Annotated in this window: 15 protein-coding genes; 7 read left to right on the forward strand and 8 right to left on the reverse strand. The window is 75.0% G+C overall.

The features are described 5' to 3' along the window. Window positions 1-614 (forward strand): HNH endonuclease signature motif containing protein (locus tag ACR9E3_RS30535; protein WP_460384720.1); only part of this gene is annotated, 614 nt, incomplete at its 5' end. A gap of 12 nt (window positions 615-626) precedes the next feature. Here ACR9E3_RS30535 and ACR9E3_RS30540 read toward each other — a convergent pair. Then, entirely contained in the window at window positions 627-1,238 is a 612-nt protein-coding gene (locus ACR9E3_RS30540; RefSeq protein ID WP_460384721.1) for a TetR family transcriptional regulator C-terminal domain-containing protein, read from the reverse strand. A gap of 59 nt (window positions 1,239-1,297) precedes the next feature. On the opposite strand from ACR9E3_RS30540, the gene ACR9E3_RS30545 reads away from it, so the two are divergent. After that, a complete protein-coding gene (locus ACR9E3_RS30545) occupies window positions 1,298-2,065 on the forward strand; it encodes an alpha/beta fold hydrolase (protein ID WP_460384723.1) in 768 nt (255 codons plus the stop codon). A gap of 1 nt (window position 2,066) precedes the next feature. Here ACR9E3_RS30545 and ACR9E3_RS30550 read toward each other — a convergent pair whose 3' ends face one another. Together ACR9E3_RS30550 and ACR9E3_RS30555 are read right to left on the reverse strand one after the other, a co-directional pair. After that, a complete protein-coding gene (locus ACR9E3_RS30550) occupies window positions 2,067-3,266 on the reverse strand; it encodes a cytochrome P450 (protein WP_460384725.1) in 1,200 nt (399 codons plus the stop codon). Continuing rightward, the gene (locus ACR9E3_RS30555; RefSeq protein WP_460384726.1) at window positions 3,263-3,922 is read right to left on the reverse strand and encodes a TetR family transcriptional regulator; all 660 of its coding nucleotides are present in this window, start codon (window positions 3,920-3,922) and stop codon (window positions 3,263-3,265) included. Before ACR9E3_RS30555 ends, ACR9E3_RS30550 begins: the two co-directional genes overlap by 4 nt. Window positions 3,923-3,980: 58 nt before the next feature. Between ACR9E3_RS30555 and ACR9E3_RS30560 the strand changes: the two genes are divergently transcribed. Beyond that, complete coding sequence (locus ACR9E3_RS30560) at window positions 3,981-5,738, forward strand: MFS transporter (RefSeq protein ID WP_460384727.1); 1,758 nt, start codon at window positions 3,981-3,983, stop codon at window positions 5,736-5,738. Window positions 5,739-5,744: 6 nt separating this feature from the next. Here ACR9E3_RS30560 and ACR9E3_RS30565 read toward each other — a convergent pair whose 3' ends face one another. Further along, window positions 5,745-6,461, reverse strand: coding sequence for an ANTAR domain-containing protein (locus ACR9E3_RS30565; RefSeq protein ID WP_460384728.1), 717 nt, complete (start codon window positions 6,459-6,461; stop codon window positions 5,745-5,747). A 267-nt stretch (window positions 6,462-6,728) separates the two neighbouring features. Between ACR9E3_RS30565 and ACR9E3_RS30570 the strand changes: the two genes are divergently transcribed. Together ACR9E3_RS30570 and ACR9E3_RS30575 are read left to right on the forward strand one after the other, a co-directional pair. Continuing rightward, on the forward strand, window positions 6,729-7,277 hold the full coding sequence (locus tag ACR9E3_RS30570; protein ID WP_460384729.1) for an FAD-dependent monooxygenase: 549 nt from the start codon (window positions 6,729-6,731) through the stop codon (window positions 7,275-7,277). Then, window positions 7,267-8,367, forward strand: coding sequence for an FAD-dependent monooxygenase (locus ACR9E3_RS30575; RefSeq protein WP_460384730.1), 1,101 nt, complete (start codon window positions 7,267-7,269; stop codon window positions 8,365-8,367). Before ACR9E3_RS30570 ends, ACR9E3_RS30575 begins: the two co-directional genes overlap by 11 nt. Before the next feature lie 13 nt (window positions 8,368-8,380). On the opposite strand, the gene ACR9E3_RS30580 is transcribed toward ACR9E3_RS30575, so the two are convergent. Further along, window positions 8,381-9,850 carry a protein adenylyltransferase SelO gene (locus ACR9E3_RS30580; RefSeq protein WP_460384731.1) on the reverse strand — a complete coding sequence of 490 codons (1,470 nt, stop codon included), beginning with the start codon at window positions 9,848-9,850 and terminating at the stop codon, window positions 8,381-8,383. Beyond that, the gene (locus ACR9E3_RS30585; RefSeq protein ID WP_460384732.1) at window positions 9,847-10,479 is read right to left on the reverse strand and encodes a hypothetical protein; all 633 of its coding nucleotides are present in this window, start codon (window positions 10,477-10,479) and stop codon (window positions 9,847-9,849) included. The genes ACR9E3_RS30580 and ACR9E3_RS30585 overlap by 4 nt, the downstream gene beginning before the upstream one ends. A 27-nt stretch (window positions 10,480-10,506) precedes the next feature. Between ACR9E3_RS30585 and ACR9E3_RS30590 the strand changes: the two genes are divergently transcribed. Then, window positions 10,507-11,322, forward strand: coding sequence for a mycofactocin-coupled SDR family oxidoreductase (locus tag ACR9E3_RS30590; protein WP_460384733.1), 816 nt, complete (start codon window positions 10,507-10,509; stop codon window positions 11,320-11,322). Here the strand turns inward: ACR9E3_RS30590 and ACR9E3_RS30595 are convergent, their stop codons facing one another. Further along, on the reverse strand, window positions 11,323-12,540 hold the full coding sequence (locus tag ACR9E3_RS30595; RefSeq protein ID WP_460384734.1) for a cytochrome P450: 1,218 nt from the start codon (window positions 12,538-12,540) through the stop codon (window positions 11,323-11,325). A 92-nt stretch (window positions 12,541-12,632) separates the two neighbouring features. Here ACR9E3_RS30595 and ACR9E3_RS30600 point away from each other — a divergent pair, with 92 nt between their 5' ends. After that, a complete protein-coding gene (locus ACR9E3_RS30600) occupies window positions 12,633-13,277 on the forward strand; it encodes a TetR/AcrR family transcriptional regulator (RefSeq protein WP_460384735.1) in 645 nt (214 codons plus the stop codon). 6 nt (window positions 13,278-13,283) lie between these two features. Here the strand turns inward: ACR9E3_RS30600 and ACR9E3_RS30605 are convergent, their stop codons facing one another. Beyond that, window positions 13,284-14,498 (reverse strand): alpha/beta hydrolase, encoded by a 1,215-nt coding sequence (locus ACR9E3_RS30605; RefSeq protein ID WP_460384736.1) that lies wholly within the window; start codon window positions 14,496-14,498, stop codon window positions 13,284-13,286. Between the last annotated feature and the right edge of the window lie 40 nt (window positions 14,499-14,538).

A 14,538-nucleotide genomic window follows, 5' to 3' on the forward strand; every position in this document is an offset into this window, starting at 1 on the left:
ACGCCACCGACACCGGTGGCGACGCCGCCGCCGACGGTACGGACGCCGAGCCCGAGCTCGATGCCCTCATCCCCGAACCGCGGCGCCCCGAGCCGGCTCCGGCTCGGTCGAAGCGGCACCCGGTGCGCGGGGCGGCGCGGCCGCTGCTGACGCTGACCATCGACCACCGCTGGCTCCGGGACGCGATCGGCCACGGCACCCTCGACGACGACACCCCGGTCCACATCCGCACCCTGCGCCGCCTGGCCTGCGACGCCGAGATCATCCCCATGATCCTGGGCTCCCGCTCCGAGCCCCTCGACGTCGGACGCCTGCAACGCACCGTCACCGACGCCCTACGACGGGCCCTGAACATCCGCGACCGCGGCTGCGCGTTCCCCGACTGCACCCGCAGCCCCCGCCGCTGCCACGCCCACCACATCGATCACTGGGAACACGGCGGGCCCACCGAGCTCCACAATCTCGTGCTGCTGTGTCTCTACCACCACCAACTGATCCACCACGGGCACTGGAGCGTCGCCATCGTCGACGGCCTGCCCTGGTTCACCCCACCCTGGTACGTCGACACCGACCAACACCCCATCCCCGGCGGCCGACCCCGCGTCCCCCTCTGAGGGAACGCGAGCTCACGCGCCCTCGGGCGCCAGCGCCTGCCGCCACTGCTCCGTGACGGACCGGCGCAGTCGCTCGGTGTCGACGGCGTCCGGGTCGAGCAGGCGTTGCATGCCGATGCCTCGCAGCTGCCCCACGACCGCGACGGCGACGTCCGCGGCGTGCACGTCCGCGCGGATCGTGCCGGCGGCGATGCCGGCCTCCACGTCCTCGCGGAGGTCGGCGCGGAAGCCCTCGTCGCGCTCGCGGAAGGTGGCCGCGAGCTCGGCGGCGGTGGCGGCCTCGGCCCAGAGGAGCAGGAAGGCGCGGTTCGCGGTGCCCAGCTCGGTGAGCTGGGCGAGGTAGCCGTCGACCAGGGCGAGGAGCCGCTCCGGCCCGGGGGGCATCTCGGCGAGCCCGGGGACGAAGCCGCCCTGGATCGAGCTCGTGAGCGCCTCGACGAGGCCCTGCTTCGAGCCGAAGTGGTGAGTGACGATCCCGCGGCTGTACCCGGCGCGCTCGCCGACCCGCGCGAGGGTCAGCGCCCGCACCCCGGACTCGACGACCACCTCGGCCGCGGCGGCCACGAGGGCGGTCTCGGTCCGTTCCCGGCGTTCCTGCTGGGTCCGGCGGGGTGGGGCGGTCATGGGCGGGCAGCATAGCTGTTGACTTGAGTGACGGCTGACAAGTGTGTGACGCTGGCCGGGTGACCGTCGTCCTCGTCCACGGCAACCCGGAGACCGCGGCGGTCTGGGGCCCTCTCGTCGACGCGCTCGCGTCGCGCGGGGTGACGGGCGTCGTCCGGCTCTCGCCGCCCGGCTTCGGCGCGGCCCTGCCCGACGACTTCCCGGCGACGGTGGACGCCTACCGAGACTGGCTGATCGGGGAGCTCGAGACGATCGCGGTGCGCGACGGGCCGGTCGACCTCGTCGGGCACGACTGGGGCGGCGGACACGCCGTGACCGTCGCGATGGCCCGCCCGGACCTGCTGCGCAGCTGGGTCAGCGACGTGATCGGGATCTTCGACCCGGGCTACGTGTGGCACGACCTCGCACAGACGTGGCAGACGCCGGGGGCCGGTGAGTCGGCCGTCGAGGCGTGGTTCGGTCCCGAGCGCAAGCCCGAGGCGCTCGTCGCCGGCCTCGCCTCGCGGGGACTGCCCGAGCCCGTCGCGCGCGAGGTCGTCGCCGGTCAGGACGAGGCGATGGGCCGTGCCGTGCTCGCCCTCTACCGCGACGCCGCCCAGCCCCGGCTGGCCGAGCTCGGCGCCGACCTGGAGTCGGCCGCGCAGCGTCCGGGCCTCGCCCTGCTCGCGACCGAGGACACCATGGTCGGCACCGACGAGCAGCGCCGCACCGCGGCCACCCGGGCCGGTGCCCGGGTGGAGGTCCTCGACGGCCTCGGGCACTGGTGGATGGGGGAGGACCCGGTGCGCGGGGCCGGCGTGCTCGCCGACTTCTGGGCCGACTGCTAGATCACCACGCCACCGGCAGGCGCTCCAGCCCGTGGATGGCGTGCGTCGTGGCCCAGGCGATCTCCTCGTCGGGCACGGCCAGGTGCAGCGTCGGGAACCGTCGGAGCAGGGCCGGGTAGGCGATGCGCATCTCCATCCGCGCCAGCGGCGCGCCGAGGCAGTGGTGCACGCCGTGGCCGAAGGCGACGTGCGGCGGGCCGTCCCGGGTGATGTCGAACCGCTCCGGGTCGTCGACAACGGCGGGGTCGCGGTTGGCGGCCGGGAGGTTGAACACCACGAGGTCGCCACGCCGGATCGTCACGTCGTCGATCTCGACGTCGCGGCGCGCGAGGCGCGGCGAACCGCTGGAGACGATCGAGAGCCAGCGCATGAGCTCCTCGACGGCCGGCGCCACGGCCTCGTCGTCGTCGCGGACGCGCGCGAGCTGGTCGGGGTGACGCAGCAGCGCGAGGGTGCCGAGCCCGAGCATGTTCGCGGTGGTCTCGTGGCCCGCGACGAGCAGGAGGTTCGCGATGCCGACCAGCTCATCGTTCGTCAGGTTCTCGGAGTGTTCGCGGAGGAGCATGCCGATGAGGTCCTCGCCGGGCTCGCGCCGGGCCCGGGCGACCAGCCCCTGCATGTAGGCGAGCGCCTCCGCGGCGAGGGCGACCCGGCGCTCCTCGGCGAGCCCCGTGTCGAGCTGGGCGTTGGTGCGCTCCTGGAACTCCGCCTGGTCGCCCGGCGGTACCCCGAGCAGCTCGCAGATGACGAGCGACGGGATCGGCAGCGCGTACTGCGCGACGAGGTCGGCGGGCGGGCCGGAGCGGGCGAGTGCGTCGAGGTGGTCGTCGACGATCTCGACGATCCGCGGCTCGAGCCGTCGCATCCGCCGCACCGTGAACTCGCCGGCCAGCATGCGCCGCAGCCGCGTGTGGTCGGGCGGGTCGAGCGAGAGCAGGTTGCCGCTGCGGTCGCCCGAGAGCTGGCGGGGATCGCGGCGCACGTCGCCGTGCAGGTCGTCGGGCGTCCAGCCGTTGGCGAAGGCGTCCGCGTCGCCGAGCATCCGCCGCACGTCGGCCTGCCGCGTGAGCATCCAGGCCGTCGGGCCGAACGGGGTCGGCACCCGCGCGATCCCCTCGCCGTCCCGGACGGACCCGGCGTCCGGTGCGGGGCCGAAGCCCGTGCGGCGGAGATCGAGACCGGTGGTGGGGGGAGGGGTCACGCGTGCTCCTGATCGGTGGTGGTGACGGGGGCGAGCCAGACGCCGACGAGGACGTCGACGAGCCCGGTGGCGGCGTCGGCCCAGGTTGCCCGGGCGGTCGGGGTGCCCTCGGCCACGGCGCGCTCGCGCTCGGCGGGGACGTCGACGAGCAGGGAGCGTGCGATGTCGCCCCGCTCGCGGAACACCGCGGGCGGCAGGCTCGGCAGGCAGGCGTGCAGCCCGTCGAGGATGCGCATCAGGCCCGGGGAGCCGAGGTGCTCGTCGACGATGATCGCGCGCAGCGCCGGGTCGCTCATGACCTGCGCGCCGAAGCGGGCGTACCAGGTGGGCGTGCCCGCGGCGCCGAGGTGGTCGAAGGTCGGGCGCACGAGGCAGGCGAGCCAGTCGCGCAGGTCGTCGGACCCCTCGACGCTGGCGAGCATCTGCTCCCGCGAGCGCTCGATGTCCTCCGAGTGGCGCCGCACGATCGCCCGCACCAGGTCGTGCTTCGACCCGAAGTGATAGCCGACGACCGCGGTGTTGCCCTGACCCGCGGCCTCGGCGACCTGGCGGTTGGACACCTCGTGGACGCCGTGCTCGGCGAAGAGGCGCTCGGCGGCGTCGAGGATGCTCGTGCGCGTCGCGGCGTTGCGATCGGTCCTGGCTCGGGCGGGCACGACGACGAGTGAACGGGCCCACCTCGCATCTGTCAATCGACTGATTTAGATTGTCGCCGTGACCTCACCACAGGTGGCCCAGCGCGCCCCGGCCTTCGTCCCGGTGCTCGCGCTGGCCGGCATCACGGTCTCGCTGCAGCAGACCCTCGTGGTGCCGCTGGTGCCGCAGTTCCCGCGGTTGCTGGACGCGCCCGCCGCCGACACCGCGTGGGTCGTCACCGCGACGCTGCTCACCGCCGCCGTCGCGGTGCCGATCGTCGGGCGGCTCGCGGACATGGTGGGCAAGCGCCGCATGCTGCTGATCTGCCTCGCCACGCTGATCGCCGGCTCGGTCGTGGCGGCGCTGTCGACGTCGTTGATCCCCCTGGTGGTGGGTCGCGCCCTGCAGGGGCTCGCGACCGGCGTCATCCCCCTGGGCATCAGCCTCATGCGCGACGAGCTGCCCCCGGAGCGCCTCGGGTCGGCGACGGCGCTGATGAGCGCCTCGCTCGGCGTCGGCGGCGCGCTCGGGCTCCCGCTCGCGGCGCTCATCGCCCAGACCGCCGACTGGCACGTGCTCTTCTGGGCGGCCGGCGGCCTCGGTGCCGTGGTCTTCGTCGGGGTGATCGCGCTCGTGCCCGAGTCGGCGCAGCGGGCCGGCGGGCGGTTCGACCTCGTCGGCGCGGTCGGGCTCGCCGTCGCCCTCGTGTCGTTGCTGCTCGCGGTGTCCAAGGGTGGCTCCTGGGGCTGGGGCAGCGCGACGACCGTGACGCTGTTCGTCGTCGCCGCCGCGGTGCTCGCCCTGTGGGCGTGGTGGGAGCTGCGCACCCGTCAGCCGCTGGTCGACCTGCGGGTGAGCCGGCGCCGTCAGGTGCTGCTGACCAACACGGCGTCGGTGGTCATGGGCTTCTCGATGTTCGCGATGTCGCTGGTCTACCCGCAGCTGCTGCAGCTGCCGACGTCCACCGGCTACGGCCTGGGGCAGTCGATCCTGGTGGCCGGACTCGTCCTGGCCCCCGGCGGGCTCTGCATGATGGCGATGTCGCCCGTCTCCGCGCGGATCAGCGCCGCGTCGGGCCCGCGGACGACGCTCATGCTCGGGGCGACCGTCGTGGCGGTCGGCTACGGCGTCGGTGCGGTGTTCCACGGCGCGGTGTGGCAGCTGGTGGTCAGCTCGATCGTCATCGCCTGCGGCATCGGCCTCGGGTACGGGGCGATGCCCTCGCTGATCATGGCGGCGGTGCCCGTCGAGCAGACCGCCGCGGCCAACAGCCTCAACAACCTCATGCGCGCGCTGGGCACGTCGTTCGCCAGCGCGGTCGCGGGCGTGCTGCTGGCCTCGCTCGTGACGTCCGCCGGCGTGCCCACCGAGTCCGCGTTCGTCATCGTCATGCTGCTCGGAGCGGGCGCGGCCGTCGTGGCCGTCGCGATCGTCGCGGGGATCCCGCCGCAGCGACGGGCCGCGAGCTCCCCGCCCGCGACCCGGCCCGCCACCCCGCCCGTCATCCAGCCTCCCTCCGCGGCGCCGACCGCGGGTGAACCGCTCCTCCGCGGGACCGTGCGCCACCACGACGCTCCGGCGCCGGGGGCGGTGCTCACCGTCGTCGGGACCGACGGCCAGCAGCTGGGACGGACCCGGGCCGGCGACGACGGAGCGTTCGTGCTGCCCCGGGCGGGCGCCGGCCGCGCTCACCTGCTGGTGGTGCAGTGGCGCGGCATCTCTCGGGCGGAGTCGCTGTCCGGCACCGCCCCGGGACTCGTGCGCGACGTCGACCTGCCCGACACGCGCCCGGCGCCGGCGCCGGCGACACCGTCTCCGTCGACCGTCGCCGGCTGAGCGCGGTCAGCGGCGACTGCGCTGCGCCACCTCGTCGTGCAGCCACTGGGCCACCTCGACGAGCTTGAGGTTCGTCTCCTGGGACGAGCGCACGAGCATCTGGAAGGCACCGTCGTCGTCGACCGAGAAGCGCTCCATGAGGATGCCCTTCGCCCGGCCGATGAGGTCGCGGCTCTCCACGGCCCGCTGCAGGTTCATGGCGTGCTCGCTGCCGTAGAGCAGCATCGCGGCCTGGACGCTGAAGAGCCCGGCGACCAGCCGCGCCTCCTCGTCGAACGCATCCCGGTCGCCCGCGTACAGGTTGAGCGCTGCCCGCAGCTCACCGGTGTCCTGGGTGAGCTGGGCCGAGAGCATCGAATGGTAGCCGGCCTCGACCGCGTGCGGGGCGAAGCGGGGCCAGCGCTCACCGTCGGGACCCTCGAGATCCGGGGCCACGACGATGCCGTCGGCCGGTGGCTCCAGGATCGCCGTGATGCACGGGCCCTCCTCGAGCTCGCTCTGCAGGCGGTCGAGCTTCGTCACGGCGGCGTGCGTCGGATTGCGTGACGTGATGTCGCCGTCCTGCGTGATGGAGATCCCGCCCGCGTCGGCTCCAGGAACCGTCTCGACGGCCGCGGCGACGATGTCGGTGAGCGTCTGCTCCAGGTCGCGGATCGAGCGCTTCGCCGCCAGCTCGTGGGCGGCGCGGCGCAGGGCCGTCACCACGTCCTCGTTGGGCGTCATGGCTGTCGCCCCCTCTCCCGGAACGGGCCCGGCGCGGGGTCGCTGATCGAACAATCCCTTCGCTCCTATGCCTGTGCCCGTCGACGGCGTCCCCGGAAACGTCGCGAGCCGACCAGCGGCTGACCCGCCACCCGTTCCGGATCTCCGCCGTTGACGGCCATCCGAGCTGTGCGTTTTACTCAGGGTGGCTGAAGAGGTCAGAACACGATCACGAACGGCCTAGTGGGTCGGGACGCGGCCATCTCGTGTGACGGACGGGAGCGTGTCATGGACGTGGTCGTCGCCGGGGCCGGGCCCGTCGGTCTGACCGTCGCCACCGAGCTCGCGCGCCGGGGCGTGCGGGTCCGCGTGATCGACGCGCTCGCGGAGCCGCGGCAGTACGCCAAGGCCGTCGGCCTCCAGCCCCGCACGCTGGAGCACTGGCAACGCACGGGCATGCTGACCGCGGTGCTCGACGAGGCCCGCACGATGCGCGGCCAGATCGTGTACCGCGACGGCGTCCAGGTCGCGCGCACGGAGATGGCGCTGCCCCCGGACGTGCCGTACGGCTTCACGGCGCTCCCGCAGTACACGACCGAACGTCTGATCGCCGAGGAGCTGCACCGTCACGGCGGGAGGATCGAGCGCTCCACCGAGCTGGTCGATTTCTCCCAGGACGCCGACGGGGTCGCGTTGCGCCTGCGCACGCCGGCGGGCGACGAGGTCGTGCGCACCGCGTACCTCGTCGGGGCCGACGGGGCGCACAGCGTGGTGCGCAAGGGGCCTCGGGCTGTCCTTCTCCGGCGACGCGTTCCCCGAGGAGTACATGCTCGGTGACGTCGTGCTCGACTGGTCGATGCCCCCGGGATACGCCGTGCGCTGCACGCGCCGGGGCCCGGACGGCACGGAGGACGGCCTGGTCGCCATCCCCCTGCCCGGACGGGGGCGCTACCGCCTCTCGATGCTGGCGCCGCCGGAGCTGCGCCGCCCGCCGGCGGGCGGGTCCACCGACGGGATCGTCCACGGCCTCGAGGCGGGTGAGCCGCCCGCGCTGCACCACCTCCAGGCCGTCGTCGACCGTCTCTCGCCGGAGCCGGTGACCGTGTCCGACCTGCGCTGGTCGTCGGTGTTCCGGATCAGCCACCGGCTCGTGGACCGCTACGGCAGCGGGCGCGTGTTCGTCGCCGGCGACGCCGCCCACATCCACCCGCCCACCGGCGGGCAGGGCATGAATACCGGCATCCAGGACGCGCTCAACCTCGCGTGGAAGCTCGCGCTCGTCGTCGACGGGATCGCCGCGCCCACGCTGCTCGAGACCTATCACGCCGAGCGCCACCCGGTCGGGGAGGAGGTCGTCGGGCGCACCGTGCGGCACGCCCGGGAAGGCTTCGACACGTCCGACCCCGTGGCGATGCTGAGCCGCGAGGCGCAGCTGCTCGTGGCGTACCCGGACAGCCCGATCGTCGGCGCGACCGGCGGGAACCTCGCCGTGCGGCCCGGCGGCCGCGCTCCCGACGCGCGGGGCCTGCGCCGCACGGCGGTCACCGACCCGATCCGCCTGCACGCGGTGCTCGCCGCGACCGAGTTCGCGCTGCTCGCCTACGTGGACGAGGACGACGGCCCCGATGTCGAGGACGACGCCGCCGCCCAGCTGGACGAGATCGCCGAGGTGCGCGCGCTCGCCGCGTCGTCGGCACTGCCGCTGCGCGTGCACGTGGTGGTCGCGCCCGAGCTCGGCGCCGCGTTCGCCGACGCCGGCGAGCCGTGTCTCGTCGACAGTGCCGGGGACCTCGCCGCGGCGTACGGGATGCGCGGCGGCGACGCCGTGCTGATCCGCCCCGACGGCTACGTCGGCTGGACGGCCCGCCCCGTCACGGCCGGGCGCTCGGGGCCCACCTCGCCGTGCTCACGGGTGTGCTGGACCTGAGCGAGGCGTCGGGTCAGGTCCCGCAGTAGGTGACGTAGCCCGTGCCCGACGGGTCGCCGGTGGCGTACTCCTCGAGCCCGGCGCGCTCGTCGTACGGGCGCGTGACCACGTCGACCAGCCGGTGGAACGGGTCGAGGTCGCCCCCGACCGCCGCCTCCAGCGCCGCCTCCACCTGGTGGTTGCGGGGGATGTAGACGGGGTTGACGCGGTCCATCGCGTTCGCGCTCTCGTCCGCCGGGCGGTCCTGGTCCTCGAGCGCGGTCCGCCAGCGCTCCAGCCACGCGTCGACGGCGTCGCGGTCGACGACGAGGTCGCGCACCGGGCCGGCGTCGCCGCGCGCGGCGGTCGCCAGACCCCGGAAGAAGCGCGTGTGGTCGGGGTGCTCGGTGGCCATCAGCGACACGAGGTCCTCCACCAGCGCGGTGTGCTCGCCGGTGAGGCCGAGCTTCGCGTGCAGCCCTGCCGTGCGATGACGCGTGAAGCTCTCGGCGAACGCGGAGACCGCGTCGGTGGCGGGGGCGATGGCGTGCTCGGGATCGTCATCGATCACCGCCAGCAGCGACTCGGCGAACCGCGCGAGGTCCCACTGCGCGATCCGTGGCTGGTTGCCGAACGCGTAGCGGCCGCCGTGGTCGATCGAGCTGTACACCGTGGCCGGGTCGTAGGCGTCGAGGAAGGCGCACGGCCCGTAGTCGATGGTCTCGCCGGAGATCGTCATGTTGTCGGTGTTCATGACGCCGTGCACGAAGCCGACGTCCATCCACTGCGCGACGAGCCGGGCCTGCGCCTCCACGACCGCCTGCAGCAGGGCGAGCGGCGGGTTCTCGGCGTCGGCGGCCTCCGGGTGGTGGCGGGCGATCGCGTGCTCGGTGAGCCGGCGCAGGAGGTCGGCGTCGCCGGAGGCGGCCGCGTACTGGAACGTGCCGACGCGCAGGTGGCTCGACGCGACCCGCGCGAGCACGGCGCCGGGCTGGCGCCGTCCGTCGCGGACCACCGGCTCGCCGGTGGTGACCACGGCGAGCGACCGCGTGGTGGGGATGCCGAGCGCGTGCATCGCCTCGCTGATGACGTACTCGCGCAGCATCGGACCGAGCGGCGCCTTGCCGTCGCCGCCGCGGGCGAACGGCGTGCGTCCGGAGCCCTTGAGGTGCAGGTCGCGGCGCCGGCCCTCCGGGTCGGTGAGCTCGCCGAGCAGCAGGGCGCGGCCGTCGCCGAGGCGGGGGGAGTAGTTGCCGAACTGGTGCCCGGCGTAGGCCTGGGCCACCGGCGTCGCACCCGCGGGCACGGCCGCGCCCGCGAGGACGGCGACGCCCTCGGGCGTGCGCAGGGCGTCGGCGTCGAGCCCGAGCTCGGCGGCCAGCCCGTCGTTGACCACCACGGCCTCGGGCGACGGCGCGGGCTCGGCCTGCCAGGGTTGGTGGAGCCCCCCGAGGTCCCGGGCGAACCAGTCGTCGAGGATGAGGGGCGACGCGGCGACGGTCATGTCTCCGAGGCTAACCGCGCGGCCGGCCCGTCATGCCTGATCAAGGTCGTGATGCGTACGAGCGACGGGGCTGCCGGCGTCGACCCGAAGCCGAACCGCACCGGCGGCGACACCGCGGTCAGCGGGCCCTGGTCGACGCCGTCCCAGCGCACCCGGGCACTCGTGACGCGGTGCAGGTCCCGGGCGCCGTAGTACTCGCGGCGACCACCGCCCGCGGTGCCGACCGTGCGGACCCCGGGCAGCACCCGCCGCGCGACCGCGTCGATCGCGGTGATCCACGCGGGCGCGGTCGCCAGCGGCGCCGGCACGGCGCGCAGGAGCCACCCCAGCGCGGAGCGCCGCCCCACCCGCAGCGTTACCTCGAGCTCGGCGGTGTCGACGTGGTGGGCGGCGCCGTCCTGCCGGTGCGTCACGGGCCCCAGGCGGACCTCGTCGAACGTGTAGGTCGCCGTGACGAAGTCGCGGGTCGGCGGGTCGGGAGCGAGCAGGATCCGCCGCCCGTCGGGCCGCTCGACCATGACGTCGGTGAACGCCCCGAACGGCGACGACGGCCAGTGCCCGACGACGACGCGCAGGCCCGCCGCCGTCCCGACGCCGGCGATCCACCCGTCGAAGCGGTCGGTGCGCATGGTTCCGGGCTACCCGAAGATGACCGCATGACCGGACGGGTGGAGGGCAAGGTCGCACTGATCACCGGGGCGGCGCGGGGCCAGGGGCGGGCGGACGCGCTGCGCCTCGCGCAGGAGGGCGCCGACGTCGTCGCGGTCGACGTCTGCGGACCCCTGCCCGGCGTGGACTACGCGTCGGCGACCCCGGACGACCTGGCGGCGACGGTGGCGGGCGTCGAGGCGGCCGATCGGCGGGTGGTCGCGGCGCAGGTCGACGTGCGCGACCTCGACGCGCTGCGCGCCGCGGTCGACGACGCCGTCGCCCGGCTCGGCCGCCTCGACGTCGTGGTCGCCAATGCCGGCATCTGCATCCCGCGCTCCTGGCACCGCGTGACACCGGAGATCCTCCGCGACACGCTCGACGTCAACGTGACCGGCGTGTGGAACACGATCATGGCCGGCGCGCCGCACCTCGTCGCCGCGGGCGGCGGCTCGGTGGTCGTCATCAGCTCGGCGGCGGGGCTGAAGGTGCAGCCGTACATGGTGCCGTACACGACGAGCAAGTGGGCCGTCCGCGGCATGGCCAAGGCCTTCGCCGCCGAGCTCGCCGCGCACCACGTCCGCGTCAACACCGTGCACCCCACCGGCATGGCCACCGGCATGGGCAGCGAGGCCATGCAGGCCGCGCTCGGCGCGGCGATGGCGGAGAACCCCCGGCCCCGCCACATGTTCACCAACATGCTGCCGGTCGACGTCACGGCGCCCGAGGACGTCGCGGAGACCGTGCTGTTCCTCGCCTCCGACGAGTCCCGGTGGATCACGGCCCACGAGATCGCCCCGGACGCGGGCGTCACCGAGTACTGATCACCACCGGACCGGCAGCTCCGCCGGGCCGCGGACCAGCGCCGTCGCGCGCCAGGTGACGTCGCCGGCGAGGTCGAGCGTCGGCACGCGGGTGACCAGCGTCGTGATCGCCGTCTGCAGCTCCATGCGGGCGAGCGAGGCGCCGAGGCAGTGGTGGGGGCCGAAGCCGAACGCGACGTGGCTGCCGGGCTCGCGGTCGAGGTCGAGGTCCTCGGGGCGGTCGAAGACCTCCGGGTCGCGGTTGGCGGCGACCGTCGACACGAGCACGGCGTCGCCGGCGCGCACGGTGCCGCCCGTGAGCTCGACGTCCTCGGTGGCGATGCGCGGCATGCCGGCATTGCGGCCGAGCGGGGTGATCCGCAGCATCTCCTCGACCGCGGCGGGCACGCGCTCGGGGTCGGCGACCAGCGACTCCCAGCGCGAGCGGTCCGACAGCAGCGTCAGCACCATGTCGCTGGTCATGTTCATGGTCGTCTCGTGGCCGGCGACGAGGATGGCGACGCCGAGCATCACCAGCTCGGCCTCGGAGAGGCGGTCGCCGTCGTCGTCGCGCGCCGCGACCAGCGTGCCGAGCACGTCGTCGCCCGGCCCCTCGGGGCGCGAGCGGCGGTCGGCGACGAGCGAGGCGATGTAGGTCTGCAGGTCGCGCATCGCCTGCCGGCGCTCCTCGGCGGGCACCTTCGACGTCGACAGCGCGGCGTCCGCGCCGGCCCGGAACAGCGGGCGGTCCTCGAGCGGCACGCCGAGCAGCTCGCAGATGACGACCACGGGCAGCGGCATGGCCACGGCCTCGACGAGGTTCGCGGGCGCGCCGCCGGCGAGCATGCCGTCGACCAGCTCCTCGGCGATCTCCCGCACCCGCGGGCGCAGCGCCTCCGCCCGTCGTGCGGTGAACGCCGAGGCCACGAGGCGGCGGACCCGGCCGTGCTCCGGCGGGTCGATGCTGGTGATCGTGTCGCCGCGCTCGACCCGCTCGGGGATCGCCCGCGGCACGTCGGCGCCCACGACGGCGGCGCGGCTGAAGCGCGGGTCGGAGAGCACCGTGCGCACGTCGTCGTAGCGCGTGGCGAGCCAGCCCTCCTCGCCGTAGGGCATGCGGATGCGGGCCAGGGGTTCCTCGGCGCGCAGCTGCGCGTAGGTGGGGTCGAACTCGAGCGCCTCGGCCTCGCCGAAGGGGTAGTCGTGGGCGAACGGGCACGTGCGCGCCTCGGTGGTCATCGGTGCTCCTCCGTGGTGGATTCCCGCGTGAGTCTATTATGGCACTCCGCGACAGAAAGTCGCACCACGACGATGAGCTAGGCTCCCCCGCCGTGACCGAGCAGCTGCGCGCACCGCGCGGCCGCCGCCCCATGAGCGAGCGGCGGCGCGGGCTGCAGCGCCTGGAGATCTCCCGGGAGGCCGCCCGGCTCTTCCGCGCCCAGGGCGTCGCGGCCACGAGCGGCGAGCAGATCGCCGAGGGCGTGGGACTGTCCGTGCGGACCCTGTGGCGCTACTTCCGCAGCAAGGAGAGCTGCGCGGAGCCGCTGCTGTCGCTGACCGCCGACGCGTTCGTCGCCACGCTGCGCCGGTGGCCGCGCGATCGGTCGCTGGAGGAGCACCTCGTCGCCGACGCCCGGCTGCCCGCGCACGCGGCGCCGGGTGACGACGAGGCGTCGCTCGCGATGATCGCGATGTCGCGGACCGAGCCCGCCCTGCGCGCGATCTGGCTCGTGGTCTTCGAGCGCGCCGAGCCGGTGCTCGCGGAGGTCATCGCCGAGCGGCTCGGCCGCGCGCCCGACGAGCTCGAGGTGCGGGTCCAGGCGGCCACGCTCGCTGCGGCACTGCGGATCACCACCGAGGACCACGCGGCGCGGGTCGCGGACGGGACGAGCCCGCCGCCCGACGGGATGTCGCGGCTCTCGGAGGCCGTCCGCGCGGCCACCCACGGCGTCGTCGGGGACGCGCTCACCGACTGAGCGGGCTCACCCCAGCCCGACCTGCCCGCCCGCCCAGTGCGCCAGCACCGAGAACGCGGCCTGGTGCCCGAGCGAGCCGTCCGGGCCCGTGTCGAAGGCGTGGTCCGCGAACGGGATCGCGACCCGCTCGGCGGTGACCCCCGACCCCTGCGCGGTCTCGACGTAGCGGCTCGTGCCGCCCGGGGGGACGAGGCGGTCACGGCTCGGGGTGACGGCGAGGACGGGCGGCCCGCCGGCGCGCAGGGAGTCGGTGCCGGTCACCGCGCGGTAGCGCTCGGGACGCTGCTCGGGCGTCGCGCCGGTGTAGGCGACGGCGAAGCGCTGGGCGCCGCGGCCGTGGACGTAGGTGTCGGCGAGGTCGACCGCCGGGTAGATCGTGGCGATCGCGCGCGGGCGGGGGACCGGGACCGGCGACGCGCACGCCGAGGGCTGCGCGCCCGCCGCCGCGCGCTGGCCGACGGTGACGGCGAGCTGCCCGCCCGCCGAGTCCCCGCCCAGGACGATCCGGGACGGGTCGGCGCCGTACTCCCCCGCGTGCTCGGCGACGCGGGCGAGCGCGCACGCGACCTGGGGACCGGCGACGTCCCAGGTCGGGCGGCCGGGGCGGGTCAGCGTGTACTCGACCGACACCGCCAGCCAGCCCGCGTCGGCCATACGGCGCATGTCGGCGGCGCGGTCGAGCTCCGACCCGGTGGTCCAGCCGCCGCCGTGCACCCAGACGAACACCGGAGCCGGACCGGCGGCCGCCCGCGGGCGCGTGACCGCCAGGTGCAGCTGCTGCCCCTCGGGGCCGGTCGCGTAGACCGGGCGCGCGTCCGGCGCCGAGCCCTCGGGCGGGCCGGAGAGCGCCACCGCGCGCAGCGGGTCGACGCTCCCGCCCGCACCGAGCGTCGCCGTCACCACCGCGCCGACCGCGCCCGCGAGCACGAGCGTCGCGACCGTGGCGACGGCGGCGACGACCGTCGTGACCGCGCGGGTGCGGCGCCGGCGCCGGCGGACGAGCCACGCCCCGGCGGTCACCACCACCCCGAGGACCACGAGCGGGGGGCCGTACACGTGGACGAGGTTCGGCGAGGCCGTGGAGCCGAGCAGCGACGAGCCCGGTGCGACCGCGGTCACCGCGGCGGCGAGCAGCAGCAGGGTGGCCAGGCCCAGCACGACGAGCACGACGAGGACCACCGCAGGCGGCATCGTGCGGGCCGTCGTGTCCTCCTCGCTCACGCGCACCACGGTCCCAGCGAAGCACGCGCGGTGCGCCTCC

It is taken from the genome of Actinomycetospora sp. C-140, from assembly GCF_054796175.1.

Bases quoted from the DNA above. Each gene is read 5' to 3' on its own strand.
- ACR9E3_RS30540 (WP_460384721.1), bottom strand. From the start codon at position 1,238: ATGACCGCCCCACCCCGCCGGACCCAGCAGGAACGCCGGGAACGGACC.
- ACR9E3_RS30565 (WP_460384728.1), bottom strand. From the start codon at position 6,461: ATGACGCCCAACGAGGACGTGGTGACGGCCCTGCGCCGCGCCGCCCAC.
- ACR9E3_RS30570 (WP_460384729.1), top strand. From the start codon at position 6,729: ATGGACGTGGTCGTCGCCGGGGCCGGGCCCGTCGGTCTGACCGTCGCC.
- ACR9E3_RS30575 (WP_460384730.1), top strand. From the start codon at position 7,267: ATGCTCGGTGACGTCGTGCTCGACTGGTCGATGCCCCCGGGATACGCC.
- ACR9E3_RS30580 (WP_460384731.1), bottom strand. From the start codon at position 9,850: ATGACCGTCGCCGCGTCGCCCCTCATCCTCGACGACTGGTTCGCCCGG.
- ACR9E3_RS30585 (WP_460384732.1), bottom strand. From the start codon at position 10,479: ATGCGCACCGACCGCTTCGACGGGTGGATCGCCGGCGTCGGGACGGCG.
- ACR9E3_RS30590 (WP_460384733.1), top strand. From the start codon at position 10,507: ATGACCGGACGGGTGGAGGGCAAGGTCGCACTGATCACCGGGGCGGCG.
- ACR9E3_RS30595 (WP_460384734.1), bottom strand. From the start codon at position 12,540: ATGACCACCGAGGCGCGCACGTGCCCGTTCGCCCACGACTACCCCTTC.